The organism is Pseudomonas sp. B5(2017) (genome assembly GCF_002112825.1).
Taxonomy (GTDB): Bacteria; Pseudomonadota; Gammaproteobacteria; order Pseudomonadales; family Pseudomonadaceae; genus Aquipseudomonas; species Aquipseudomonas putida_Z.
Genome location: NZ_NEIR01000018.1, coordinates 53,597 through 77,223 on the forward strand (window position 1 = coordinate 53,597; position 23,627 = coordinate 77,223).

Genomic DNA, 23,627 nt, shown 5'->3' on the forward strand with positions numbered 1-23,627 from the left:
AGATGTAATCCCGCTGACTTGCGCTCCAAGGCGGGGGGCAAAACCGGTAGACTAGGGGCAATTTCGAACCTTCAGGTCAGTTTCCATGCATCCCGCTGCCGAACATTCCCCGCTAGGCAAGTCCAGCGAATACATTGCCACCTATTCTCCGGAGCTGCTGTTCCCGATCCCGCGTACCGCCAAGTGGGCCGAACTGGGCGTTACCGCCCAGACCTTGCCGTGGCAGGGTGTGGATTACTGGAACTGCTTCGAGCTGAGCTGGCTGCTGCCGTCGGGCAAGCCGGTGGTGGCAATCGGCGAGTTCGCCATCCCCGCCGATTCGCCGAACATCATCGAGTCCAAGTCGTTCAAGCTGTACCTGAACTCATTGAACCAGACGGTGTTCGCCTCGCTTGGCGAACTGCAGGCGTGCCTGGAGAAAGACCTGTCCGCCGCCGCCGGCAAGCCGGTCGGCGTGAAAGTGCGTACCCTGGCCGAGGTCGAGGCCCAAGGCGTGGTGGCCTTGCCGGGGCATTGCATCGATGCGCTGGACGTTGCCATCAGCAACTACGAACAGCCACAGCCAGAGCTGCTGCACTGCAACCCGGAGCGGCAGGTGGAAGAAACCCTGCACAGCCACCTGCTGAAGTCCAACTGCCCGGTCACCGGCCAGCCGGACTGGGGCAGCGTGGTGGTCGAGTACAAGGGCAGGGCGCTGGACCATGCCAGCCTGCTGACCTACCTGATCAGCTTCCGCCAGCATGCCGACTTCCACGAGCAGTGTGTGGAGCGGATCTACCTGGACTTGAAGAACCTGCTGCAGCCGGAGCATTTGACGGTGTATGCGCGCTATGTGCGCCGGGGTGGGCTGGATATCAACCCTTACCGCAGCACGGGGGCGATCAGCCCGGACAACAAGCGCCTGGTTCGGCAGTAAGGTTCGCAAGTACGCAGGGGGGCGCTTCGCGCCCCTATCGCGACACAAGGCCGCTCCTACAGGTACAGCGCAAGCCTCAAATCTTGCGCTGTATCTGTAGGAGCGGCCTTGTGTCGCGATAGGGCCGCAAAGCGGCCCCAGTATTTCTAGATCCCCATGCTGTGCAGCGAGTTGGCAATGCTGCGCAGGGTGGCGGTGAGGTCGGGGTGATCGGCCTCGAAGCGTTCGATCGCCAGGTTCACGCCGTCCACCAGGTTATGGTCTGGCGTGGCTTCCTCAAGCTTCAGTTGCGCCTCGATCTGGCGCGCTTCTTCGTGCAGCGCGGCCAGTTCCTCGTCAGAAAGCGGCACGTTGCGGTCCAGTTGCTCGCGCAAGCTGTTCAGGCGCTCTTGCAATTCGCGGGCAGGCATTGGCAGTTCTCCATCAATGGCTTGGCAAGCCATGGACCTCAGCGAAGCGGCAAAGGTTCTGGCCTGTCTTCAGCGTAATCCACCTGCCGTTGCTTTGCATGATCCGCGTCAAAGGTGCTGTATCAGGGTTTTTCGCCCTTGCGCCGGCGTTGGGCAATGTCCTGCAGGCAGGTGTCCAGCGCTTCCAGGTGGTCGATGACAGAGTGCACGCCCAGGCTGAACAGTTCCAGCGTCGCCTTGCCACGGGCCAGGTCCTGTTCCTGCGCAGACATGGCTTGCCATTGCCGCGAGCTGCGGTCGCAGAACGGGCTGCAGGCTGCCAGCCCTACGGTCCACAACCCTGCGTTCAGGCCAGATTGCAGCAGGCGAGGGTCGCCGCTGACCAGCACACAGCCGTCCAGGCGTTGGCTGTCCAGCGTCATCAGGGCCTGCCAGCAGGCATTCGGCGCCGGCCAGCGCGCGCCGTTCACCGAATGCCCCGGCAGCCAGGCGGGCAGTACGTGCGCCAGGCGCTTGCTCTGGGTGGCGTCGAGGTCGTCCAGCCAGATGCATGGCACCTGGCGCTGGCGCAGGCTGGCGAGGGTGGCCAGGGCGCCGGGGGCGGGCGAGGGGGCGCCATTGGCGGCTTGAACCAGGCAGCCGCGCAAGCCGAACAGCACAGCGGTGAAGGCGGGTGCAGCGTCCATGGCAACTTCCCTCAAATAGTCCGCAGGCTATGCGGCGATTGTTACCGCCCTGTGACAACGGGCACCGCGCAACAGTTGTTCACAAAATATTGAGCAGAGATGTGTAAAGCTGTTTATCAGCCCGCAAGCCTCTATACTGCCGCCGTACAGCAGCGCACCCGTTTGCGCTTGCGGCCGAGAAATTCGATGGAGAAACACCTATGCGTAGGATCGGTGCCAGTGTGATCGAACGAGTCACCCAGGCCTGTGTCTGCGCCAGCATGCTGCTGGCGCCCGTGGCAGCCACCCAGGCCGCCACCGAGGAAGATCCCTGGGAAGCGGTCAACCGCCCGATCTTCCGTTTCAACGATACCCTCGACACCTATGCCCTCAAGCCATTGGCCAAGGGCTACCAGGCGGTCACCCCGCAGTTCCTCGAAGATGGCATCCACAACATCTTCCGCAACCTGGGTGATGTGACCAACCTGGCCAACGACCTGCTGCAGTTCAAGCCCCATGCTGCGGGCGTGGACACGGCGCGGCTGATCGTCAACACCACCTTCGGCCTGGGCGGCTTCTTCGACGTGGGTACCAAGATGGGTCTGCAGCGCAACGACGAGGACTTCGGCCAGACCCTCGGCTACTGGGGCGTGCCGAGCGGCCCGTACGTGGTCATCCCGCTGCTGGGCCCGAGCACCGTGCGTGACGGCGTGGCCAAGTACCCGGATACCTACACCAAGCCCTACCGCTACATCGACCATGTGCCGACGCGCAATTCGATCTTCGCCCTGGACATCATCGACACCCGCGCCGACCTGCTGTCGGCCGAGAAGCTGATCCAGGGTGACAAGTACATCTTCATTCGCAACGCCTACCTGCAGAACCGCGAGTTCAAGGTCAAGGATGGCGAGGTCGAAGACGACTTCTGATCCTGCGCGTGCTTGGTCCTGCACAGTCCCCGTGTAGGAGCGGCCTTGTGTCGCGATAGGGCCGCAAAGCGGCCCCGGCAATTCATGTGGCGAAGCTGAAGCCGGGGGCTGCTGCGCAGCCCATCGCGACACAAGGCCGCTCCTACAGGGGTGCCCAGCAGACCCATCAATGCATCGCCAGAATCCGCAACCCGAACTTCTGCTGCCCGCCCGGCTGGTCGGCAATCCACACCACTTCGGTGCTGGCGTGCAGCCCCTTCAGCGCCGGGTGGTCGGACTCGATCCGTACCTCGATATGGTCTCCCACGTGGAAGCGCTGCGGTGCCTGCACCTGCATGCCGCCGCTGGACAGGTCCAGGCACACTGCCGCGATCACCTGGCCTTCGTGCAGCAGGCTGACCTCGGTGTCGATGCGCATGCGGATGAAATCGCGTTTCTCGCCATGGCTGGAGGGCGTGTGGGGCATGCTGCATCCTTCCCGTCGGGTTGCGCTGGTCGACTTTCTTATAACTCCCGGTGATTTGCCCTGTAAAGTGCGCCGAGGTCGACCCTTGCATGCTTGAAACGCCTGCCGGATGGGAGTACCGTCTGCGCCTTACAAGGTAGCTCTCACAGTTGCCGGACAGTTGCCGGGCAGGTGATCTTGTCCTACAACTCAAAGTAGAGTGTGACCACAAAGAATTCCCGTAGCTGGCCGTCTGCCTTGCCGACACCGCTGCACCAACCTAAATCGGCGCCGTTCGCCCACATGCAGAAAACCAGTGCAACGCTGCTGATCATCGATGACGACGACGTGGTCCGTGCAAGCCTCGCCGCCTATCTTGAAGACAGTGGCTTCAGCGTCCTCCAGGCCGGCAATGGCCAGCAGGGGCTTCAGGTCTTCGAAGAACACCAGCCCGACCTCGTGATCTGCGATCTGCGCATGCCGCAGATGGGCGGCCTCGAACTGATCCGCCAGGTCAGCGAGCGCGCCCCGCAGTTACCGGTGATCGTGGTGTCCGGTGCCGGCGTCATGAGTGATGCGGTGGAAGCGTTGCGCCTGGGCGCTGCCGACTACCTGATCAAGCCGCTGGAAGACCTGGCCGTGCTCGAGCATTCGGTGCGCCGCGCCCTCGACCGCTCGCGCCTGGTGCTGGAAAACCAGCGCTACCGCGACAAGCTCGAAGCCGCCAACCGCGAACTGGAGGCCAGCCTGCACCTGCTGCAGGAGGACCAGACCGCCGGTCGCCAGGTGCAGATGAACATGCTGCCGGAAAGCCCTTGGGTGGCCGGCGAGTTCGCCTTCGAGCACCAGATCATCCCGTCGCTGTACCTGTCGGGTGATTTTGCCGATTACTTCCGGGTGGACGAACGGCGCATCGCTTTCTATCTCGCCGACGTCTCCGGGCATGGCGCGTCGTCAGCGTTCGTCACCGTGCTGCTGAAGTTCATGACCACGCGGCTGTTGTTCGAATTCAAGCGCGGCAGCAAGATGCGCGAGTTCAAACCCTCGCAGGTGCTCAGCCACATCAACCGCGGGCTGATCAACTGCAAGCTGGGCAAGCACGTGACCATGGTTGGCGGGGTGATCGATGAAGACACCGGCCTGCTGACCTACGCCGTTGGCGGCCATCTGCCGCTGCCGGTGCTGCACACCCCCGAGCACACCCGCTACCTGGAAGGCCGCGGCCTGCCGGTGGGGCTGTTCGACGAGGCCACCTACCAGGACCTGGTAGTGGAGCTGCCGCCGCAGTTCAGCCTCAGCCTGATGTCCGATGGCATTCTGGACCTTTTGCCGGGTGACACGCTCAAAGATAAAGAAACCGCCCTGCCGGAAATCGTCAGGGCAGCAGGTGGCAGCCTGGATGGGCTGCGTCAACGATTTGGATTGGCTACGCTTGGGGAGATGCCGGATGATATCGCCCTATTGGTGTTGAGCAGGAACCTTCAATGAGTACCGGTAGAATCCAGTTCGCCGAGCAGAGCGGTACCTTCGTCCTGAAATTCGTCGGTGAAGTGCGCCTGACCCTGTGTTCGGCGCTGGATGCGACGATCGAGAAGATTTTCACCGCGTTGAACTTCTCGGCGATTGTCATCGACCTGACCGAAACCGAGAGCATCGACAGCACCACCCTGGGCCTGCTGGCCAAGCTGTCGATCCTGTCGCGCCAGAAGGTGGGCCTGTTGCCGACCGTGGTCACCACCAACCCGGACATTTCCCGGTTGTTGCAGTCGATGGGCTTCGATCAGGTGTTCAACATCGTCGATCGGCCGATCCCGTGCCCGGAATGCCTGACCGACCTGCCGTCCCAGGACCAGAACGAAGACGTGGTGCGCTCCAAGGTGCTGGAGGCGCACAAGATCCTCATGGGCCTGAACGACTCCAACCGCGAAGCCTTCCATGACCTGGTCAATGCGCTGGAGCGGACCTGATCTTCAGCCTGTACCGGCCTCTTCGCGGGCGCGCCCGCTCCCACAGGTACTGCGCTGCATTCGGAACCTGTGGTGGTCCTGTGGGAGCGGGCGTGCCCGCGAAGAGGCCGGCAAGGCCAACACAAGCATTACCTGCCTGATCACCCCCGCCGCGCAAACTCGGTAGCCTCACCCCCACCCGCATCCAGCTGATACACCCGCGCCGGCCGCCCCTGTTCATCGAAGAACACCTGTCCCAACCCCGCGCCATTCCACAACCGCTCGCCAGCCTTGCTATGGCTGGGTGTACGCGGCACCACCTCCATTTCCCGCCGCTTGGTAAACCAGTTGAGCGGCGAGCGTGGCGCATACAGCCAGCGGTTGAGCCGGTCGAGCACATCCAGCAGGCGCCGCGGGAATTCGTTCTTGATCCCGCTGCTGGTCACCTGCCACAAGTGCGGGCTGCGCTGGCGGTGGCGGATCAGCACTTCATAGACGAACGAGTAATGCACATCGCCGGACAGCACCACGTAGTGCCCCGGCGTGCGCGAGTGGCGGAAGATGTTGAGGATGACCTGCGCTGCACCGCGATGGGCCATCCAGTTCTCGGCATCCACCAGCAGCGGGTAGCCCAGCCAGCTGAATAGCTTCTGCACTGTCTCGATCAGCTTCACGCCAAAAATCGGCGCAGGCGACACGATGATCGCCGACGGGTGGTCCAGCAGTGCTTGCTGCAACTCGCTCAGCGCCTCCCAGTCGAGCAGGCCGGACGGCTTGGCCAGGCTGCTTTCGCTGCGCCAGCGGCGGGTGCGGGTGTCCAGCACCAGCAAGGGTGGGTTGGTGGGCAGGCTGAACTGCCAGCCCTGGAAGCGCAGCAGTGCGCCGATCAGCTCATCCTGGGTCTGGCTGTTCAACGCCTGGCATTGCCCGACCAGGGGCTTGCAACCCTGCGGGTCGTTACCCCAGGCCTGGCACAGCAGGTAGCCGAGCAAGGCATTGCCGATGATCCGCCGCGAAAAGGGGTGGCCGTAGGCGGTTTCTTCCCACAGCGCCGAGAGGTTCCAGTCGTCGGTGATGTCGTGGTCGTCGAAGATCATCAGGCACGGCAGGTGGGCCATCACTCGCGCTACCTGGCCGAGGTTGTCGGCAAACGCCTGGATCAGCGGCAGCTCCTGCCGGTAACGGGCCTGGCGCGGGGCGGTGAGCCCGTTGGGCATGTCCAGGTTCACCAGCTGCCAGGGCACCGGTGACCACACCAGCAGGTACATGGCCATGACCTCGGCGAAGGTCACCAGATGGTTGTCGGCGTTGCTGGAGGAGAAGATCGGCTTGCGCTTGCCGCCGAAAAAGCGTTCGCGCAGGGTTTCGTTGCGTTCCTGCGCCGGCAGCAGGTCGGCGCGGTGGTAATAGCAGGCCGGGTGCTGGTACAGCGCCTGGCTGTCGGGCACCACCGCGCCCTCAAGTTGCTCGTCGAACAGGCCCAGGCGCGCAATCAGGCTGTGGATGGCGCGCAGCATCGGGCCGGCGACGTCGTCGGCATAGACCTGGTCGCCGGTCATCAGCAGCACGGCGGGGCGGTCCGCGGGGCTTTCGCAGGCCTGCAGCAGGCGGTCGGCGCAGAGCAGGCCATCGGCGGCCGGAAAATGCGGCTTGCGGCAGGAACCGTGCAGCAGGTGGTCGAGCCGATCGCGCAGCACCAGGCTTGGGCGCCGGGCGCCGGGGTAGAGCAGGTGCGGCGCCCAGCCGGCGATGCCCTGGCCGTTGATGAGCAGGTCATAGTCGAGCAGCTGGTTGCAGGGCAGCGGCTGGGCGAAGTGGATGTCCAGCAGGTGGATGAAGGCGTGCTGGCCCACCGCGACCACCTGGCAATCGACCTGGGCCTCGCCTGCCGGGAAGATGAGTTCGGGTTGCAGCGGTTGCGTGGCGACCAGCCAGATGGCCAGGCGCTGGGGTTCCAGGCGGCGCAGTACCGGGCCGGCGAGTACGAGGGGCAATGGGGTAGAGGAGGTCATCGACAGCTCAGGTGGCTTCTCGGGCCTCTTCGCGGGTAAACCCGCTCCCACAGGTACAGCGCCAACTTCTGGCCTGTGGGGATCCTTGTGGGAGCGGGTTTACCCGCGAAGAGGCCTTGGAATTCAATACAAATCTAAGGCCAGGTAAAACAAAACGGGCGGAAAATGCTGAACACTTCCCGCCCGTCAGGCAATCCCGAAATGTATCAGGCCGTTTCAGCCATCAACTTCTCCAGCTTCTCCTGGTCCCGCGCGAACTGGCGAATGCCCTCGGCCAGCTTCTCGGTGCCCATGGCATCTTCGTTCATGGCCCAGCGGAACTGGCTTTCGTTCAGTTGTTGCTTGGGCTCGCCGGCATTGCCCGGCTTCAGCACCTGTGGCAGGTCGCCCTGGTCATCGCTGAGCTGCTGCAGCAGCTCTGGGCTGATGGTCAGGCGGTCGCAGCCGGCCAGCTGCTCGATCTGGCCGATATTGCGGAAGCTGGCACCCATGACCACCGTGTTGTAGCCGTTGGCCTTGTAGTAGTTGTAGATGCGAGTGACCGACTGCACGCCCGGGTCTTCGGCGCCCACGTATTCCTTGCCGGTGCTCTTCTTGTACCAGTCGTAGATACGGCCCACGAACGGCGAAATCAGGAACACCCCGGCATCGGCGCAGGCCTGGGCCTGGGCGAAGGAGAACAGCAGGGTGAGGTTGGTCTGGATGCCTTCCTTCTCCAGCTTTTCGGCGGCGCGGATGCCTTCCCAGGTGGAGGCCAGCTTGATCAGCACGCGGTCGCGGCCAATGCCAGCGGCTTCGTACAGCTCGATCAGCTTGCGCGCCTTGGCCAGCAGCGCGGGTTCATCGAACGACAGGCGGGCATCGACCTCGGTGGAGATACGCCCCGGGATGACCTTGAGGATGCCCGAGCCCACGGCCACTGCGAACTTGTCGCAGGCCAGGTCGACATTACCCTTTGCATCGGCCTTTACCTGCTTGAGCAGATCGGCGTAACCCGGGATGGCCGCAGCCTTGAGCAGCAGCGACGGGTTGGTGGTGGCATCGACCGGTTTCAGGCGGGTGATGGCGTCCAGGTCCCCGGTGTCGGCGACCACGGTGGTGAACTGCTTGAGTTGTTCCAGCTTGGAGGTCATGGGCGTGCTCTGTCCTGTGCAATGACTCGACATTACCCGAGCCCCGACGGCCACTCAAGGGCTCGCGAAGCGCGGTGCGAAAGGTGAGGTTTCGAGTCGCAAGCGGCCCCGAGGTTCCGCATCTGCTTGCAAGGGCCGCTGGAGATACAACTGGCTTACACAAAATGTGGTGGTTTGCGCCATCCCTGTGGGAGCGGGTTTACCCGCGAACACCGGCGAAGCCGGTGCCATGTACCGCGTTGTTTTCTTCGCGGGTAAACCCGCTCCCACAGGATCTGCATATATCTGAACCCCTGCAGCATCCTGCAGGGGATGGCTTGCTGGCGATGAGGCCCACCTGCTGAATCACCGCCCCTGCAACAACTCCACCGCCTGGTCGAACACCGCCAGCGGCTCCGCCGCCTTATGGATATCCGCCGACAGCAGCTGACGGAAGCGCCGCGCCCCCTTGAACCCTTGGGCCAGCCCCAGAATATGCCGGGTAACGTGGTGCATCGCGCCACCACTTTCCATGTGCGCGACGATATAAGGCCGCAACTGCGCCAGCGCCTCGCTGCGGCTGACCACCGCCGCCTCGCTGCCGAACAGCTGCTGGTCCACCTCGGCCAACAGGTAAGGGTTGTGGTACGCCTCGCGCCCCAGCATCACCCCATCGAAGGTTTCAAGGTGTGCCTGGCACTCGTCCAGGGTCTTGATCCCGCCGTTGAGCACGATCTCCAGGTCCGGGAAGTCCGCCTTCAACTGCGCCGCCACGTCATAGCGCAGCGGCGGAATCTCACGGTTCTCCTTCGGCGACAAACCTTCCAGGATCGCGATGCGCGCATGCACGGTAAAGCTCCGGCAACCTGCCTCGCGCACCTGGCCGACGAAGTCGCACAGCTCGGCGTAGCTGTCGCGGCCATTGATACCGATGCGGTGCTTGACCGTCACCGGGGTCGACACCGCGTCACGCATGGCTTTCACGCAGTCGGCCACCAGCGCCGGGTGTGCCATCAGGCAGGCGCCGATCATGTTGTTCTGCACCCGGTCACTCGGGCAACCGACGTTGAGGTTGACCTCATCGTAGCCAGCCTCCTCGGCCAGCCGGGCACAGGCAGCCAGGTCGGCCGGCACGCTGCCGCCCAGTTGCAGGGCCAGCGGGTGCTCGGAGACGTCGTGGCGCAGGAAACGGTGGGCGTCGTTGTGCAGCAGGGCACCGGTGGTGACCATTTCGGTGTACAGCAGGGTGTTTTTGGAAAGCAGGCGCAGGAAGAAGCGGCAGTGGCGGTCTGTCCAGTCCATCATGGGTGCAACGCTGAAGCGACGGGAAGGCTCAGGGCGCGTGGTTGCTGGGTTAGAGCCTGGGTTTGTGGTCATATCGTTCAACGTGTCTTGTACCAAATTCAGCAATTTCGAGGGTGTTTGTAGCAAACCGAGGGCGCGACGTAGCAAAAGTCGGCGGCAGGAGATCGGTGATTGCCAGGGCAGGCGGCTAGTTTACCAAGAGAGCAGGGCATGCGTCTGGAAACAGATCGGATGGTCCTGCCGAGCGAGCGGGCATCTCAGCTGGCTGCTGGGACCCTTGTAGGAGCGGCCTTGTGTCGCGAAAGGGCTGCGCAGCAGCCCCAGGGGTTCAGCGCAGAGGCACAAATTGCTGGGGCTGCTGCGCAGCCCTTTCGCGACACAAGGCCGCTCCTACAGGGGGCCGCGCTGGCAGCCCCGATCAGTGGTTCGTGCTATCCACTGCGATGCTTTCGCCGGATACCTCAAGGTATCTGGCACTGCGGTTGGCGAGGGCATAATGGATCAGCCCGCCCAGGCCCGCGCCGAAGAACCAGGAGAACTGCGACAGCGTATCGAACGCCGGCACCAGCGCCAGCACGATGGCGATCAGCGACGCCGGGATGAAGGCCGCTACGGCGCGCAGGTTGACCCCGCCGCGATAGTGATAGGCGGCCTCGCTGCTTTCGCTATACAGCTCTGGCAGGTTCACCCGGCTGCGGCGAACCAGGTAATAGTCGGTGACGATGATCCCGTACAGTGGGCCGAGCAGGGCGCCCAGGCCGCCGAGGAAATACACGATCACGGACGGGCTGTTGTACAGGTGCCAGGGCAGGATCAGCACGGCGATGCCGGCACTGAGCAAGCCAGCGCGGCGGAAGTTCAGCAGGTTCGGGGCCAGGTTGGTGAGTACGTAGGCCGGGGCGACGAAGTTGGCCATGATGTTCACCGCCACGGTGACGATCAGGAAGGCCAGGCAGGCCAGCACCAGGCCGGCGGTGCTAGGGATGGCTGCAACGATCTCGGTCGGGCCCTGCACCAGTTTGCCGTCGATGCTGAACTGCGCACCGGCGAGCACCACGGCGATCAGTGCGAAACCGAGCATGTTCACCGGCAGGCCCCAGAAGTTGCCCACGCTGATGGTACGCCGGTCCGGGCAGTTGCGGGTAAAGTCGCAGAAGTTGAGGATCATGGTGCCGTACAGCGAGACCCACAGCGCGGCGGCACCCAGTACCTTCAGCCACATCGTGGCGCCGGTCGGCGCGTTGCCGCTGGACCAGGAAATCGACAGGCCGCTGCGCCAGTACATCCAGCCCGCCAGGCCTGCGAAGGCGACCAGGATGATCGGCCCGGCGAAGGATTCGTAGCGGCGCACCATCTCCATTCCATAGGCGAAGATCGCCACCTGCACGCACCAGATGCCGAGGAAGGTGATCCAGCCCAGGGTCGACAGGCCGAGGATCGAGTTCTGGTCGTAGGGCTTGAGCTCGGGAGCGATGGCGGTGAGCAGAACGCGCAGCACTACCGAGGCGAGGTATGTCTGGATGCCGAACCAGGCGATGGCGATGACCGCGCGGATCAGTGCCGGGATCTGCGCACCATGGATGCCGAAGCTGATCCGGCACATGACGGGGTAGGGCAGGCCGGTCTTCTGCCCCATGTAGCCGGACAGGTTCATGAGGCCGTAGATCACCAGTGCGCCGAGCGCGAAGGCTGCGAGGATCTGGGCGCCGCTCATGCCCAGGGCGAAGAGGCCGATGGCGAAGGAATAGTTGGCGATGTTGTGCACATCGTTGGTCCACAGTGCAAACAGGCTGTAGCGGCCCCAGGTGCGATTTGCCGCGCGGGTCGGTGCAAGGTCGGCACTGTAAAGGCGCGGGCTCAACTCCAACTGAGTGGGCCCAGCCGTTTCGGCAGGGAGAACATCAAGCTGGCTGACACCGGAACGTGAAATTGACGCCATCGGGACTCCGTAACTCTTGTGTACTTTTATTTTTGGTTTTGTATACAAACAAGATTCATACCAACCCGCCGAGGAGTTGGAGTTGGCGGTGCTCGGGCTTTTGTATCCTCTTCATTGGTCGCCGTCACATTTTATGCGAGCCTGGAGATGGGAAATTTGTACACACATATTGTGCGCATGTGTTACTGGCTGCGCCAAATATGGATACTTGTTCGGCGCCGCTGCCGGGCATAGGCAGCGAACGCCGGCTGGGTCAGAACGCGTACACCAACGTGGCCGTGGCGCTACGTGGGCTGCCGTACCAGCCACGTGAGCCGATCGCCGTGTAGTAGGTCTTGTCAAACAGGTTGTCGAGGTTCAGCGAGACGCTGGTTTGCGGCGTGAAGGCATATTGCGCCATCAGGTTGACCACGCTGTAGGCGCCTTGGGTGAAGGTCTCTTTGTTGGGGTCTGCGTTTTTCTCGTACTCCGATCCTTGCCAGCGCACACCGCCGCCCACTTTCAGTTGCGGCAGTGACTGCAGGCGGTAGCTGGTGAACAGTTTGAGGGTGTCGCGGGGCACCTCGGTGAGCAGGCGGTCGCCATCCGAGTTCTTGCTCACGGCATAGGTGTAGCTGGCCGATACTTGCCAGTCAGGCAGGATCTCGCCCGCCATTTCCATTTCGAAACCGCGGGTCTTGGTGCCGGACTCGGCCCGGTAGGCCTGGTTGCCGTCCGGCGCCTGGACGTCGCCGTCCGCCACGGCCAGGTTGTCCTGGTGCACTTCGAACACGCTGAGTGCAGCAGTCAGGCGCTTGTCCCAGAACTCGCTCTTCAGGCCCAGCTCGTAGTTCACGCCCTCCAACGGATCGATGTAGCTGCCCGATGCAGTCTGTTTGTCTTGCGGGTTGAAGATGGTGGTGTAGCTGGCATAGGCCGACCAGTTGTCGTTGATGTCGTAAACCAGCCCGATGTAAGGGGTGACGACCCCGGTTTCGTTGCGCGAGGTGTGTTTGGTTTCACCGCTCGCCAACTGCTCCTCGGTTTCGTCACGTCGCCAGTCGATCACCCGTGCGCCGGTAATCAGCGACAGGTCATCGGCCAGGCTCCAGCGCACCGAAGCCACCAGGCCGTCCTGGGTTTCGTCCAGCGCATTTTCCGTCGTCTTGTTGTGGATGGCGTCAGGTACCGGCAACGAGCCATCCCAGTCATGGATGTTGTCGATGTCCTGCCAAGTCCACAGATGGTAGCCGTCGTTGCGGTAGTAGGCCCGGTAGTGGCTGAGCCCGACGTACGCCTGGTGCTCGCGCGACAGCACTTCGAACGGGCCCGTAGCCGACAGGTCGAACGAGGTCTGCCGAGGTTCGCCTGCCCAACGACCAGTCCAGGTCTGGATGCCGCTGCCATCAGGGTTGACGGTGCCGCTGGCGGCGGTGGCAAATACGTCGTCATAGCTTCGGCGACTGTGCTCAGCATTGAATTTCAGGTGCCAGCCGTTGGCCAGGTCGTGATCCAGGGTGGTGAACAGGGTCTTGGTGCGACGCTTGTGGTAGCTCCAGTCCGAGGCCGAGTTGAACGAGCGGGAAGGGCTGAAGTGACTGCCATCGGAGTTGTACATCGGGAAGCCGTGGTTACCGGCGCCATCGTTGTCCATTTCCTGATATTCCGCCCCCACGGTCAGCATCGTGCTGTCGGTGATGTCCCATTCCAGCACCCCATAGCCCACCTGCCGCTCCAGGGACTGGCGGTCGACGTAGCTCTGGCTGTCGGTGTTCGAGGCCACGAGGCGCCCGCGTACATTGCCGCTTTCCGACAGCTTGCCAGACACGTCCAACTCGGTGCGGTAGGTGTCCCACGAGCCTGCTTTCAGGGTCAGCTTGCGTTGCGTTTCAAAGGTAGGCTTCTTGCGGATCAGGTTGACGGTCGCACCGGGGTCACCGGTGCCGGACATCAGCCCCGTGGCCCCGCGTACCACCTCGACCCGGTCATACGACACCATGTCGGCAAGGTCATCGCGAAAGCCAAAGCTGTCAGGCCGGTTGAGGCCGTCGACCTGGATGGTGCCGACCTCGAAACCACGTACGTAGATATGATTGGCGTCGCTGCCGGCCGGCCCCATGCTATCGACGACCACGCCTGGGGTTTGTTCCAGTACCTGGGCAACATCGTTCAGGTTCTGGTCTTCGATCTGCTGGCGGGTCACCACGCTGATCGACTGTGGTGTTTCGCGTGCCGAGAGGCGCAGCCCGGTTGCCGTATTGGCCGAACCTGTGGTGTAGCTGCCGGTGCCTTCGGTGGTGGCACCCAGCCCCACGCTGGAGACCGTCGTTGCAGCGAGTTCCATCGTGCCATCCTGACTCGGGCGGGCCAACATGTAGTGCTTGTCTCCCGCTTGCAGCACCTGCAGGCCACTGCCTTGCAGCAGTTGCGCGAGGCCTTGCTCCAGCTCGTAACTACCCTGCAGTCCCTCACTGCGCTGGCCAGCAATTTCTTCGTTGCTGACGCTGACAGTCACCCCGCTTGCCGTGGCGAACTGATTGATTGCGGCCCCCAGCGGCCCCGCCGGGATGCTGTAGCTGACAGGCACGGCCCAGGCATTGGCACTGGCCAGCAGCGAGCCAGAAAGGCTTGCTACCAGTGCGGCTTGGCGAATGCTGAAGGCGGGGGGAGAAAAACAGGCGGACATCCATTGGCTCCTTTCGATGGACTATGCGGGCGCAATGATGAGAAGCGTATTGATAATGATAAAGCTTCGCATATAGGCGGCCGGATAGTTGTCCTTCCTCCTGCAGTTGTCAATCGGTGTGTTGTGTTTTGCGGGTGGGGGCAATCGATTACCCGGTGCTTGAAGCACCACTTCATGCAGAAAGCCACTCGAGTAAATCAATCTGATTTACAATTGCGTCCCTTTTGCCGAGGCTGACGTTTCGTGGATGCCCTGTCGCTTGTCTATGAGCACCTGACCGATTGGGTGATCACGCCCGTTACCGACCAGTTTCTTGGCATTTTCAATGTGAACGGCCGTTTCGGGGCCTTGTTCCTTTGCATCTCCTATGGCGCAGCCTATGGCCTGTTCCGCTTCAGGAAGCAGCGCGGCCTGAGCGACGCCCAGTCGTTCTGGCAATTCATCGGCGGCGCCCGGGTACATCTGCATCCCTCGGCGCTGCTGGACTACCGCTACTACTTCGTGCGGGCCATCCTCAAGGTTGCACTGGTGCTGCCCGTCGTCCAACTGGTCGACCCCTACATCCTGCGCTCCGGCGATTACCTGGTCTTTTTCAGCAACCTCTGGGGCGCGCGCCCGCGCCTGGGCGAGAACCTTGCACTGTCCCTGCTCTATGGGTTGGGGGTGTTCCTGCTCAAGGACTTCATCCATTACTGGGCGCACCGGGCCTTTCACTCCCGCTGGCTCTGGGCCTTTCACAAGGTCCATCATTCGGCGCCCGTGCTGGTGCCGGCGACAGCGAGCCGGGTGCATTTCGTGGAAAAGATCGTCGAGAAACTGAGCACCGGCATTGGCATCGGCTTCTACGCCGGATGCTTCTGGTACCTTTGCGGCGGTGAAGTCAGCCGCTACACCCTGTTCGGCGTGACCTACCTGGTGTTCATCTTCAACAGCCTGGCGGCCAACCTGCGGCATAGCCATGTCTGGCTGTCGTTCGGCCCGCAGCTGGAACATGTGTTGAACAGCCCGGCCCAGCACCAGATCCATCACAGTGATGCCCCGCGCCATTTCAACCGGAACTTCGGCACCAACCTGTCCCTCTGGGACTGGATGTTCGGCACGCTCTATGTCACTACATCAACGCCCGAAAGCATCCGCTTCGGCACCGGTGAGCAGGACCACCAGCGTTACCTGACGGTCTATAGCCTGATCGTCACGCCCTTTGTCGAAACTGGCCGTAAGGTCCTGATGAAATGCCAGCGCAAGGCTGTGCTCGGCGCGTCCGGCAGGGCGGGTCGTTAGCTGATCCCGTGTTTGTTGCGAACGACTGACCGCTCAGGCGGGGAACTGGGCTATCCAGTGCCTGGCAATCTCTTCGCGCCGGCAGACCCACACCCCGTCGTGGCCCTGCACGTAATCGAGAAAGCGCGCCAGCGCCATCGCACGACCAGGATGGCCACTGATCCGCCCATGCAGGCCCACGCTCATCATCTTCGGGTGGTGCGCGCCCTCCTGCCACAACAGGTCGAAAGCATCCTTCAGCAGCCGGAAGAAGTCTTCACCGCAGGCGAAGCCATTGGGCAGCAGATAGCGGGCGTCGTTGTTGACCAGTGTGTACGGAATCACCAGGTGGGCGGGCGAGCCTGGGAGCCAGTAGGGCAGATCATCGTTGTAGGCATCCGAGCTATAGAGAAACCCACCTTCCTCACGCAACAGGCGGCGGGTGTTCTGGCTGACCCTTCCTGTATACCAACCTACGGGGCGTTTACCGCAGATCTGCTCGATCACGTCGATGGTGAGGCGGATATGGCGCCGCTCCTGGTCTTCAGGCATGTCGCGATAGTCCAGCCAACGGTAGCCATGCCCGGCAATCTCATGCCCGGCGGCGCATAGCGCATGGCCAATCGCCGGGGTCAGTTCCAGTGCTCGGCCAACGGCAAAGGCGGTCAGCGGCAGGCCCCTGGCGCCGAACAGCTCCAGAATGCGCCATACACCTGCGCGCGATCCGTATTCGTACATGCCCTCGACGCTCAGGTCCGGTTCCCCCACACGCGGCGGGCGGCCCGGTAGCTCATGAAGCCAGGCCTCCGACTGTGCGTCGCCATTGAGCATGCATGACTCCGCGCCCTCTTCGATGTTGAGTACGAACTGGACCGCGACGCGCGCCCCACCGGGCCATCGCGGGTGGGGTGGGTTGCCGCCATAACCGATCAGGTTGCGAGCGGACATCAGCCCAGCTCGAAGGTCGTGACGGCGAACACACGTTCGTGTGCGATCACCGGAGGAGGGCCGAGGTACATGCGTGCGCAGCCGAAAACCTCGATCATGCCCTGTTGGCGCACAAGCGCCATCGCGGCGGGGTTATTCTCGGGGGCATCCAGAAACAGCGGGCAACCTTGCGCAAATTCTGCCAGGCGTGCGTAGAGGGCATTGGCTGCCAGGGCGTCATCGGCGAACAAGGGGCCGATCTTGTAGCCTTCCCGGCAGCGCCTTGCCACGCCATAGCCGCTAAGCCTGCCCTCGCGGCGGCAACCCACGGCAAGTGCATCGGCCTGGGCTATCCACCCGCTCAGGAAGGCTGCGCGCGCGGCAGGGAAGCAGGTGCGGTCGTAATCGACCACCTCATCGAACGGGAAGGAGGCCAGCGGAACGATGTCCTGGTTGTCTACCTGCGAAGGCGCCGGGCGTTCGGTGGCCTTGGCCCGAAAACGCATGTTGCGATGGGAGAAGACGAACCCACCCTTGGCGTAGTAGTCCTGCATCGCGAACACGCCGTCCATGCCAATGCTAGCGCCTGGGCGCAGGCGGGCGAGGAGTCGCTCGCGGCGTGCGTGCCAGAGGGTATCGCCCAGGCCTTGACCGCGATACTCAGGCCGGACGATGAAAAAGCCCATGAAACCGAATTCGCCGTTGTAGGAAGTGATTGCACCGCCGCCGATCAATTCGCCGCCCCGGGACGCCGCGATGAAGGCGGCAGGGTCCGTGGCCCAGAACAAATCGGCATCGTGAACGCCGGGATTCCAACCCTCACGGGCAGCCCAATCGACGAGCTTGTCCAGTTCGGGACGGGTCATGTTGCGTATGACCAGCTGATTTGACACCGCAAAGTTCCCCCGGTCGATAACAGGGCGGATGGTTCATCGTTACTCTGAACCCTTTGGGTATAGCTTCAACACGAGTATTGATCCAGGCCGTTACGACGCCTGCAGAACAGGCTCGTCGCCATTGAATGGTCCTGAGAGCCAGGGGTAGCTGTCGACCGATGCGAGTAAAAAGTCCTCAACCTATACTGACGCTTGAAAAGCGCCTTATATACGCATTGCAGGCCCTCCTTGCAGGGCAAGCGCATTGCCGTGAATTGCTCCAGCACTGCCACTTTTAGGTGAGTCGTTGATCATGGATGAAGTCACTACCATGCCCGCGGATGATGTACCTGAACTTCAACCTGTGGTGCAGCGCAAGCTCGGACGCTGTCTGTTGCGTTTGCAACAATACGAACAGCTGCTGAAAGTCATAGTCGCGCATGCTGAGTTGAGCGGCCCTGTGGATCGGCTGCATGCCATCCGTGAGCAGAAGATCGCACGTACCAAGAAAAAAACCATGGGCATGTTGGTCGGGATGTTGGCCGACAGCTTTCTGGTCCAGTCGCCCCAAAATGAAGAGTCAGAGACGGAAGCCGATGCTGGTGACCAGATCGGGTTCAGCTATCGAAACCAGTTGAAAATGCCAGTCGAGCACTATGAGGCAACGAAGGTGGCTACCAAGGCGTTGGTCGACCTGCGTAACAAGCTGGTTCACCACTTCATTGAGCATTTCGATCTCTGGTCAGAGTCAGGCTGCCAGGCTGCGGATGGTTATCTGGAGGAAAGCTACCAAACCATCAATCGGCATTGTTTGAACCTGCGATGTTGGGCCAGAACCATGGGCGAGGCACAAGTTAAATTGGCTTCGTTTATACAGAGCCAGGCATTTGCAGATGCGCTCGACGGCATACGGGAGGACGGCTCGGTCGATTGGCTTGGCTGTGGGATCTGCTCCTGTTTACGTGAGGCAGAAGCCAAGCTTGCCGAAGGTGGCTGGACTCGACTGGAAGCAGCGATCCGCTGGATTAGTGATACCTATCCAGAGCAGTCGCCCAAGCGCTACGGTTGCAATCGCTGGAGGCATGTCCTGCACGAATCACGGCAGTTCGAAATACGAAAATCCCAAGCTGATAATGAACGGACTAGCGTTTGGTATCGCAGCAAGGTCAGTTGAAAGGGCCGCTGGATCGTCACTCTATTTGTCGGCGCGCTTAGGGACTGCTTTTGGTCGTTAGTTACCTTCCGCCAAGGGCCGCTCTGGAGCGAAAGCGGTCATCCACGACCGGCAGCTATCGACCCGTTGCTGCCGGTGAGCCGAACAGCAATCTTTGTGGGAGCGGGTTTACCCGCGAACACCGGCACAGCCGGTGCCATCCACCGCAGCGCCTGCATCGCGGGTAAACCCGCTTGGATGGTAGGACTTGAAGGGAGGAGGAGGGTCGGGAGCAGCCAGTCGCGAATGGCCGCTATCGACCCATAGCGGCCGTTCGTGAAGGGCATGAATCGGCCAGAAGCGGACATTGATTTGCTCTCGCTCAAACCAGACGTCGGGCTGTTTAGAAATTGTCAGTGCCAACCGGTACAGTTCTTGGCTGACCCGCCATATAAGCCCTCAGCGAGTCCAAAACGGCCGCCATGCTATCTACATATTCTGGGCGAACGCTGTGCTTACTGTCCAGAACACCATCCTTCGCTCCCGTCGCTGGGCGCGCTGGCTTAGTCCTAATATCGTCGGCAGGGAGTATGCAGGAAAAATAGTCCGGGAAGAGCGATTTAAGCTCATCAGCGTCGGCAGCCTTGTCGCCGTCAAACACCGCAGCAACTCGTGAAAATCCTAGCTCACTCAAAATCTGACAAAGATGCTTGATGTTGCCGGCACCGCCAGCACCCCAGCCAAAGAAAGTGCCTGGCATATCCTGCTCAAGTTGATTGGCAATCTCTGGCAGGAGAACCACATCTTCCTGACCCTCGGTAAGCACAAGCCCATCCTCCTGGAAAAACAGCTCACGTGCATCAAGCCCAAACACATGCGGGTTGTACACGTTGCGGGCTGACAACTTTTTGATCGACTCAAGTGCCGATGGGCCAAGCTGATTGATTTTAGTTCCATTGGCGCCAGTGGTGACCCGGACCAAGCCAGCGCCATTTTTCAATGCTTCCAGATCAACAAAGTATGGAGAGTGAGTGGAGATCACAATTTGCCGGTCGCTAGAGAACTTTCGGATCAACCGTGCTAAACGTTTTTGCAGGGCAGGATGCAATGAAAGCTCGGGCTCGTCGATGACGACAACATCTCCCTCAATCGAGTCATAGAGCGAATCGACAATGGCAAAGATACTGACGATGCCTTCGCCCATGCCATCGCTGGAGTGGGCGTTATCGGCCGAGAAAAACTTGAGAAAATGTTGCCCTTGTTCAGATAGGTCAATCGACCAATCTGGGGTGAATCCTAGCACCTCGGAGGCGTGCAAATTGAACGCGGCCAGCTTGGCTTCATCACTCAGAATATTGAACAAGCGGTATTCGAAACCGCTGAGCGTCGGGCTGCGTTGCGGTGGCAACACCGATCCCTCAATGTGCTCATGCCGTGTATACGCATGCTTGCTGAAGTAAGGGTTGAATGCACGCCGCGATGGTAGTACGAATATTCGCTCTTCGGCTTTTTCTCCAATGCGTTTGGTCTCGCTGGCCCCTTTGCGGAGCGAATGGATGGATTCCTTGGCACCGTCAAAGACGTAATCAATCTCAACCAGTCCGACGGCAGCATGTCGCACCCCGGCACTGAAGCTCGGAGTTGCATAACCGTTACGAGCTCTTAGGCACTCCAGAATGGAAGACTTCCCTGCATTGTTAGCTCCAGTAATTATAGTGAGACCACTGCCTTCTTTGCCATTTGGCACAGAAAACGTCACTGTTCCACGATTCTTGAAGCCACGGTAACCCAGGATGCTGATGGTTTTGATTGGCATTATTTATGATCCAAACTAAAAAGAGGTAAGCCCCTACAGTAGGCTATGCACAAGGCTCATCGCTGGCTGCCCGACGCCTATTAGACCGTAGTCTTAGGCAAACCTAGGTGTGTTTCTGCTGCCCACAGCTGCCTAGAAACGAACGAATTATTGACTATTAGATTTTGGCCAAATGCGCCAGCGAACCAACTCTAACTGAAATTTACAGAGTATCTCAACGCGGTTTAGAGATAGTAGACAGAATGAACGGGCGTTCAGGCGGAACGGACAGTATTTCAATTTCGCTCATGCGCCGAACTTCGCCTCGTACCACAAGTGAACACGGGCCTGGTTGCGCACTTCCACGTTGACGCCCAGGTGCGCGCACGCCTGATGAACCCGGGCGATGACACGGTCCTCTGCCTCCCAGGACAAGTCGGCGTCGAAGTAGGCGATGTCATAGTCCTTGATGCCCCTCTCCGAAGGTAGCCCGGCGCGGTGGTTCCAGAATGTCTGGAACAGGGCGCCTGCCGTCAGCATGCAGTGGGGGACATCCAGCGCTGGCAGGGCGGCCAGCAATGCCCGGTTTATCGGGTTCTCGTGGATGATTGCCAGCACTTGTTCATTCGTCAGTGAATGCATGGGTACCGTCCTTGGTGGTTGCATTGCGCTGAGCTTACCTGAATGCCAGGGTGAGTGGCTGTGCGCAATGGGTTGCTGCTTGCCGTGATCCCATTGGAAGATCGTCCAGCCCGTTGGCCTGTGCTGGCGCGTACTCTGTGGGAGCGGCTTTAGCCGCGAAGATCCAACGCGGTGCATGGCACCGGCTGCGCCGGTGTTCGCGGCTAAAGCCGCTCCCACAGGGTCCCTGCTAATGCAATGAGTTATGTGCTGCTCTATGAGCGCCCGCCCGCCGTGGCGCTGAACAGCGCCGGATTTCGTGTAGTTGAATGCCTGAGCGAGGTGTTCCCTGGGGAGAGTTTACCCGCGAACTGGGCAGTCGGGGCTAGTCATGAAAGCGTTGGTTACACAGCTCTGCGCTACGGTGCGGACGATGGGTTCATAATGCATGCTTTTTCGAGTTTAGCAGGCTACGGCGCCAATTATTGCTCCGGCCAGGTCATCCGGTTGATCAGCATTCACTAACGAGTACTCAGATAATGAAAATTCTTGCCGAAGGGGTCACCGGTAAAGCGCTTTGCGAACACTGCCAGGTAGTGGTGCCTACGTACTATGCACGCCGTGATGTACCGTTCAGCGATGGTCAAGGGGTGGTCAAGGATATCCTGGTGGGTGTGTGTTTCCGTTGCGATGGCGTGGTCGCCCTTACACCTCAATCTACGCCAGCCATCCGAGAGTCACGCCGTCGTTTCGGATAATCGCGATCAATTGTTATCGCGCCATTCTTTCGCCAGTCGAGCCAGATACTGCATGGTCGAAATATCCCGGGCTTTGGTGTGCGCATCCGGCCATAACCAGACTGGCATTGGTCACCTTACGCCAGTCGGTTGAGCTTGCGGGTAGTGTGATCGGCAAGATCGCGAAGGCCAGGGGCACTCAGTGCGCTCTGGAACTCATCCGGCGTGAGGAAGAACTGCTGGTAGATCCCATCGATGACAACCATTTTGCTGCGTACCTTCCACTGCTCGGCGCAGGTTCTGGTGCTCATCGTAAAGAGCGGTTGGCACGTTTGCCGCTTGCAGTCCGCCCTCCAACTGCCTTACCGCTTTGAGCAACTCAGCATTCTTGAGGTATTTGGTCTGGTCGAAGGTATCCGATTTCATGAGTGCAACGACACGCCTCGAATAGATCGACTCCAGGACCAGCCAGCCATGAGTCAGCTCAGCGATTACGCTGCGCAGGTCAGGGGAAGAGGGGGGGGTAGCGCTGGCTTCACGAACCTCAACGGCACGTGATTGAAGTGAGAGAGTTGTGTAATCACCCACCAATGCGAGCGCGGCGACGATGAGCGCCGGTGCTGCTGCTTTGACTGGCATGAATACCTCCATTTGCTGCTCGGATTTTGCTGCGATTACTGAAAACTTGGGGGCAATTATCGGCGTTGAAGCCTGATAGTCAATTGCTGCCAAGTCTGGAAATTGTAAGCCTAAAAAACGTTGAGCGTATGGTTCTGGTGCGTCGGTGTGAGCTGGTCCTACAAGACCGAATCAGTTTTTTCCCCTTCCTCGTAGTCCATTTCTGAATCATCCTTTTCAAGCCGTTTCACCATTGCGATGGAAACCTGAGCCCCCTAGTCTCGCCCTGTCGTTGCAAATTCAACGACCGGGTCTGCAAGCCCGATGCTTGGTTTGGTCTCAGTTTGCTGTTGGCTTCGTTCAACGGTGGCTGCGTGCGGGTGGTCTTCGGGCCAGCCGGGAATCGACCTCCAAGCCCGGTCTTGCAGGCCCGCATGTAGCCGCCACCCTATCATCTGCAAGTGATCTGGCGACGGTCCGACTTGTTATTGTCTGGAGGCTGTCATGCTGAAACTCGTTCCCGATCCACCTTTCTCCACTGACTCACCCCATCACTTGGAAGACACCCTGATCCAGGCCACGGAATACGTACTCTGCGCCTTGTCCGTAGGCCATCACGCGATAGCCTCGCTCCCCAAGTCTCCCGCCACGATCATGACCCTGGCGGTCATGCATGAAATGGAGGCTGTGCGCACGCTGCTGGAGTCGGCGATTGCGCAGGTGCAGCTTCGGGCCGGGCAGCCGGTGCATACATTGCACTGATGAGCTGATTTTCAAATTTTGCCAGCCTGGGCGGTGTGGTTTTCCTGCCAGGGACTGCAACCGGGAAATCGCACTGGCCGGCAGATTCAAAAGAGGGTTTCAGATGGACAAGGAATTGGATGACGACACCGGCACGCTGGGCCTGACCGTAGGCGCGGCCACGTTCCTGGACGGTGTGCTGGACGGCAGGAAACTGTTCCGCGTAGAACCGGGAAACTGCTGCGACCATGCCATCGAACAAGCGTCGGTGTTGATGGACTGCTCTCGGCGAGCATCGTTTATCGGGGTTATGGACAACGAACCGGTGCTGGTCTGGGCTTCGCACTTTCTTTGCGACATGGCCAAGGCGCTGATGGATGACGCGCATATGGGCATGCGCAAGAACCGCTGACCTGCCCCCCCGGGCGGCGATGTTGTGCAGCCAACAGCGATCCAGCAGCTTGTTCGACCGCATGCAGCCAACATCGCCGCCAATTTCAGCTAACCAATTGAAATAAAAACACTTTAAAGCCTGGCATGTTTGCTGCTCCTGCCT

Annotated in this window: 20 protein-coding genes and 1 pseudogene; 8 read left to right on the forward strand and 13 right to left on the reverse strand. The window is 60.8% G+C overall.

The annotated features are described in order from the left end of the window. The first annotated feature begins 85 nt into the window (after positions 1-85). A complete protein-coding gene (gene queF, locus CAG00_RS24020) occupies positions 86-916 on the forward strand; it encodes an NADPH-dependent 7-cyano-7-deazaguanine reductase QueF (RefSeq protein ID WP_085617240.1) in 831 nt (276 codons plus the stop codon). Between the two features lie 146 nt (positions 917-1,062). On the opposite strand, the gene CAG00_RS24025 is transcribed toward queF, so the two are convergent. Together CAG00_RS24025 and CAG00_RS24030 are read right to left on the reverse strand one after the other, a co-directional pair. Continuing rightward, positions 1,063-1,326: a DUF4404 family protein gene (locus CAG00_RS24025; protein WP_015269548.1), complete on the reverse strand. Its 264-nt coding sequence runs from the start codon at positions 1,324-1,326 to the stop codon at positions 1,063-1,065. A 122-nt stretch (positions 1,327-1,448) separates the two neighbouring features. Beyond that, the gene (locus CAG00_RS24030) at positions 1,449-2,012 is read right to left on the reverse strand and encodes a phosphonoacetaldehyde phosphonohydrolase-related protein (RefSeq protein WP_085665488.1); all 564 of its coding nucleotides are present in this window, start codon (positions 2,010-2,012) and stop codon (positions 1,449-1,451) included. 200 nt (positions 2,013-2,212) lie between these two features. Here CAG00_RS24030 and CAG00_RS24035 point away from each other — a divergent pair, with 200 nt between their 5' ends. After that, a complete protein-coding gene (locus tag CAG00_RS24035; RefSeq protein ID WP_015269550.1) occupies positions 2,213-2,920 on the forward strand; it encodes a VacJ family lipoprotein in 708 nt (235 codons plus the stop codon). A 166-nt stretch (positions 2,921-3,086) separates the two neighbouring features. On the opposite strand, the gene CAG00_RS24040 is transcribed toward CAG00_RS24035, so the two are convergent. Then, positions 3,087-3,386: a PilZ domain-containing protein gene (locus tag CAG00_RS24040; RefSeq protein WP_025338339.1), complete on the reverse strand. Its 300-nt coding sequence runs from the start codon at positions 3,384-3,386 to the stop codon at positions 3,087-3,089. Positions 3,387-3,668: 282 nt separating this feature from the next. Here CAG00_RS24040 and rssB point away from each other — a divergent pair, with 282 nt between their 5' ends. Then, entirely contained in the window at positions 3,669-4,853 is a 1,185-nt protein-coding gene (gene rssB, locus CAG00_RS24045; RefSeq protein WP_015269551.1) for a two-component system response regulator RssB, read from the forward strand. Continuing rightward, the gene (gene rssC / locus CAG00_RS24050; RefSeq protein ID WP_013971741.1) at positions 4,850-5,332 is read left to right on the forward strand and encodes an anti-sigma factor antagonist RssC; all 483 of its coding nucleotides are present in this window, start codon (positions 4,850-4,852) and stop codon (positions 5,330-5,332) included. Before rssB ends, rssC begins: the two co-directional genes overlap by 4 nt. A 140-nt stretch (positions 5,333-5,472) precedes the next feature. Here the strand turns inward: rssC and CAG00_RS24055 are convergent, their stop codons facing one another. The 5 genes from CAG00_RS24055 to CAG00_RS24080 form a co-directional block, all read right to left on the reverse strand. Then, complete coding sequence (locus tag CAG00_RS24055; RefSeq protein ID WP_085665489.1) at positions 5,473-7,323, reverse strand: alkaline phosphatase D family protein; 1,851 nt, start codon at positions 7,321-7,323, stop codon at positions 5,473-5,475. A 206-nt stretch (positions 7,324-7,529) separates the two neighbouring features. Beyond that, positions 7,530-8,456, reverse strand: a complete 927-nt coding sequence (gene tal, locus CAG00_RS24060; RefSeq protein WP_085665490.1) for a transaldolase — start codon at positions 8,454-8,456, stop codon at positions 7,530-7,532. 345 nt (positions 8,457-8,801) lie between these two features. Next, a complete protein-coding gene (gene dusA / locus CAG00_RS24070; protein ID WP_085617249.1) occupies positions 8,802-9,812 on the reverse strand; it encodes a tRNA dihydrouridine(20/20a) synthase DusA in 1,011 nt (336 codons plus the stop codon). Positions 9,813-10,158: 346 nt separating this feature from the next. Beyond that, positions 10,159-11,679, reverse strand: coding sequence for an NCS1 family nucleobase:cation symporter-1 (locus CAG00_RS24075; RefSeq protein WP_085665491.1), 1,521 nt, complete (start codon positions 11,677-11,679; stop codon positions 10,159-10,161). 253 nt (positions 11,680-11,932) lie between these two features. Beyond that, positions 11,933-14,344 (reverse strand): TonB-dependent receptor, encoded by a 2,412-nt coding sequence (locus tag CAG00_RS24080; protein ID WP_085665492.1) that lies wholly within the window; start codon positions 14,342-14,344, stop codon positions 11,933-11,935. Between the two features lie 243 nt (positions 14,345-14,587). Here CAG00_RS24080 and CAG00_RS24085 point away from each other — a divergent pair, with 243 nt between their 5' ends. After that, positions 14,588-15,625, forward strand: a complete 1,038-nt coding sequence (locus CAG00_RS24085) for a sterol desaturase family protein (RefSeq protein ID WP_085665493.1) — start codon at positions 14,588-14,590, stop codon at positions 15,623-15,625. 33 nt (positions 15,626-15,658) lie between these two features. Here CAG00_RS24085 and puuE read toward each other — a convergent pair whose 3' ends face one another. After that, positions 15,659-16,552 carry an allantoinase PuuE gene (gene puuE / locus CAG00_RS24090; protein WP_061302810.1) on the reverse strand — a complete coding sequence of 298 codons (894 nt, stop codon included), beginning with the start codon at positions 16,550-16,552 and terminating at the stop codon, positions 15,659-15,661. Continuing rightward, positions 16,552-17,424, reverse strand: coding sequence for a GNAT family N-acetyltransferase (locus tag CAG00_RS24095; protein ID WP_085665494.1), 873 nt, complete (start codon positions 17,422-17,424; stop codon positions 16,552-16,554). The genes puuE and CAG00_RS24095 overlap by 1 nt, the downstream gene beginning before the upstream one ends. A gap of 295 nt (positions 17,425-17,719) precedes the next feature. On the opposite strand from CAG00_RS24095, the gene CAG00_RS24100 reads away from it, so the two are divergent. Continuing rightward, on the forward strand, positions 17,720-18,580 hold the full coding sequence (locus tag CAG00_RS24100) for an OST-HTH/LOTUS domain-containing protein (protein WP_085665495.1): 861 nt from the start codon (positions 17,720-17,722) through the stop codon (positions 18,578-18,580). 382 nt (positions 18,581-18,962) lie between these two features. On the opposite strand, the gene CAG00_RS24105 is transcribed toward CAG00_RS24100, so the two are convergent. The 3 genes and pseudogenes from CAG00_RS24105 to CAG00_RS28555 all read right to left on the reverse strand — a co-directional run bounded on the left by CAG00_RS24105 (position 18,963) and on the right by CAG00_RS28555 (position 22,351). Beyond that, complete coding sequence (locus CAG00_RS24105; RefSeq protein ID WP_085665496.1) at positions 18,963-20,375, reverse strand: ATP-dependent endonuclease; 1,413 nt, start codon at positions 20,373-20,375, stop codon at positions 18,963-18,965. 291 nt (positions 20,376-20,666) lie between these two features. Then, positions 20,667-20,996, reverse strand: a pseudogene (locus tag CAG00_RS24110) (nucleotidyltransferase family protein); the annotation flags it as partial. Positions 20,997-21,928: 932 nt separating this feature from the next. Beyond that, entirely contained in the window at positions 21,929-22,351 is a 423-nt protein-coding gene (locus CAG00_RS28555) for a hypothetical protein (RefSeq protein ID WP_139832828.1), read from the reverse strand. Between the two features lie 483 nt (positions 22,352-22,834). Here CAG00_RS28555 and CAG00_RS24125 point away from each other — a divergent pair, with 483 nt between their 5' ends. Both CAG00_RS24125 and CAG00_RS24130 read left to right on the forward strand, forming a co-directional pair. Next, entirely contained in the window at positions 22,835-23,092 is a 258-nt protein-coding gene (locus CAG00_RS24125) for a hypothetical protein (protein WP_085665498.1), read from the forward strand. A 103-nt stretch (positions 23,093-23,195) separates the two neighbouring features. Continuing rightward, positions 23,196-23,483 carry a DUF3077 domain-containing protein gene (locus tag CAG00_RS24130; protein ID WP_085617267.1) on the forward strand — a complete coding sequence of 96 codons (288 nt, stop codon included), beginning with the start codon at positions 23,196-23,198 and terminating at the stop codon, positions 23,481-23,483. Positions 23,484-23,627: the final 144 nt, after the last annotated feature.

Excerpts from the sequence above, each read along its gene's own strand:
- CAG00_RS24125 (WP_085665498.1), top strand. The coding sequence starts at position 22,835 with ATGCTGAAACTCGTTCCCGATCCACCTTTCTCCACTGACTCACCCCAT.
- CAG00_RS28555 (WP_139832828.1), bottom strand. The coding sequence starts at position 22,351 with ATGCCAGTCAAAGCAGCAGCACCGGCGCTCATCGTCGCCGCGCTCGCA.
- CAG00_RS24105 (WP_085665496.1), bottom strand. The coding sequence starts at position 20,375 with ATGCCAATCAAAACCATCAGCATCCTGGGTTACCGTGGCTTCAAGAAT.
- rssC (WP_013971741.1), top strand. The coding sequence starts at position 4,850 with ATGAGTACCGGTAGAATCCAGTTCGCCGAGCAGAGCGGTACCTTCGTC.
- dusA (WP_085617249.1), bottom strand. The coding sequence starts at position 9,812 with ATGACCACAAACCCAGGCTCTAACCCAGCAACCACGCGCCCTGAGCCT.
- CAG00_RS24025 (WP_015269548.1), bottom strand. The coding sequence starts at position 1,326 with ATGCCTGCCCGCGAATTGCAAGAGCGCCTGAACAGCTTGCGCGAGCAA.
- CAG00_RS24100 (WP_085665495.1), top strand. The coding sequence starts at position 17,720 with ATGGATGAAGTCACTACCATGCCCGCGGATGATGTACCTGAACTTCAA.
- puuE (WP_061302810.1), bottom strand. The coding sequence starts at position 16,552 with ATGTCCGCTCGCAACCTGATCGGTTATGGCGGCAACCCACCCCACCCG.
- CAG00_RS24075 (WP_085665491.1), bottom strand. The coding sequence starts at position 11,679 with ATGGCGTCAATTTCACGTTCCGGTGTCAGCCAGCTTGATGTTCTCCCT.
- CAG00_RS24035 (WP_015269550.1), top strand. The coding sequence starts at position 2,213 with ATGCGTAGGATCGGTGCCAGTGTGATCGAACGAGTCACCCAGGCCTGT.
- CAG00_RS24030 (WP_085665488.1), bottom strand. The coding sequence starts at position 2,012 with ATGGACGCTGCACCCGCCTTCACCGCTGTGCTGTTCGGCTTGCGCGGC.
- tal (WP_085665490.1), bottom strand. The coding sequence starts at position 8,456 with ATGACCTCCAAGCTGGAACAACTCAAGCAGTTCACCACCGTGGTCGCC.
- queF (WP_085617240.1), top strand. The coding sequence starts at position 86 with ATGCATCCCGCTGCCGAACATTCCCCGCTAGGCAAGTCCAGCGAATAC.
- CAG00_RS24130 (WP_085617267.1), top strand. The coding sequence starts at position 23,196 with ATGGACAAGGAATTGGATGACGACACCGGCACGCTGGGCCTGACCGTA.
- CAG00_RS24080 (WP_085665492.1), bottom strand. The coding sequence starts at position 14,344 with ATGTCCGCCTGTTTTTCTCCCCCCGCCTTCAGCATTCGCCAAGCCGCA.
- CAG00_RS24040 (WP_025338339.1), bottom strand. The coding sequence starts at position 3,386 with ATGCCCCACACGCCCTCCAGCCATGGCGAGAAACGCGATTTCATCCGC.
- CAG00_RS24055 (WP_085665489.1), bottom strand. The coding sequence starts at position 7,323 with ATGACCTCCTCTACCCCATTGCCCCTCGTACTCGCCGGCCCGGTACTG.
- rssB (WP_015269551.1), top strand. The coding sequence starts at position 3,669 with ATGCAGAAAACCAGTGCAACGCTGCTGATCATCGATGACGACGACGTG.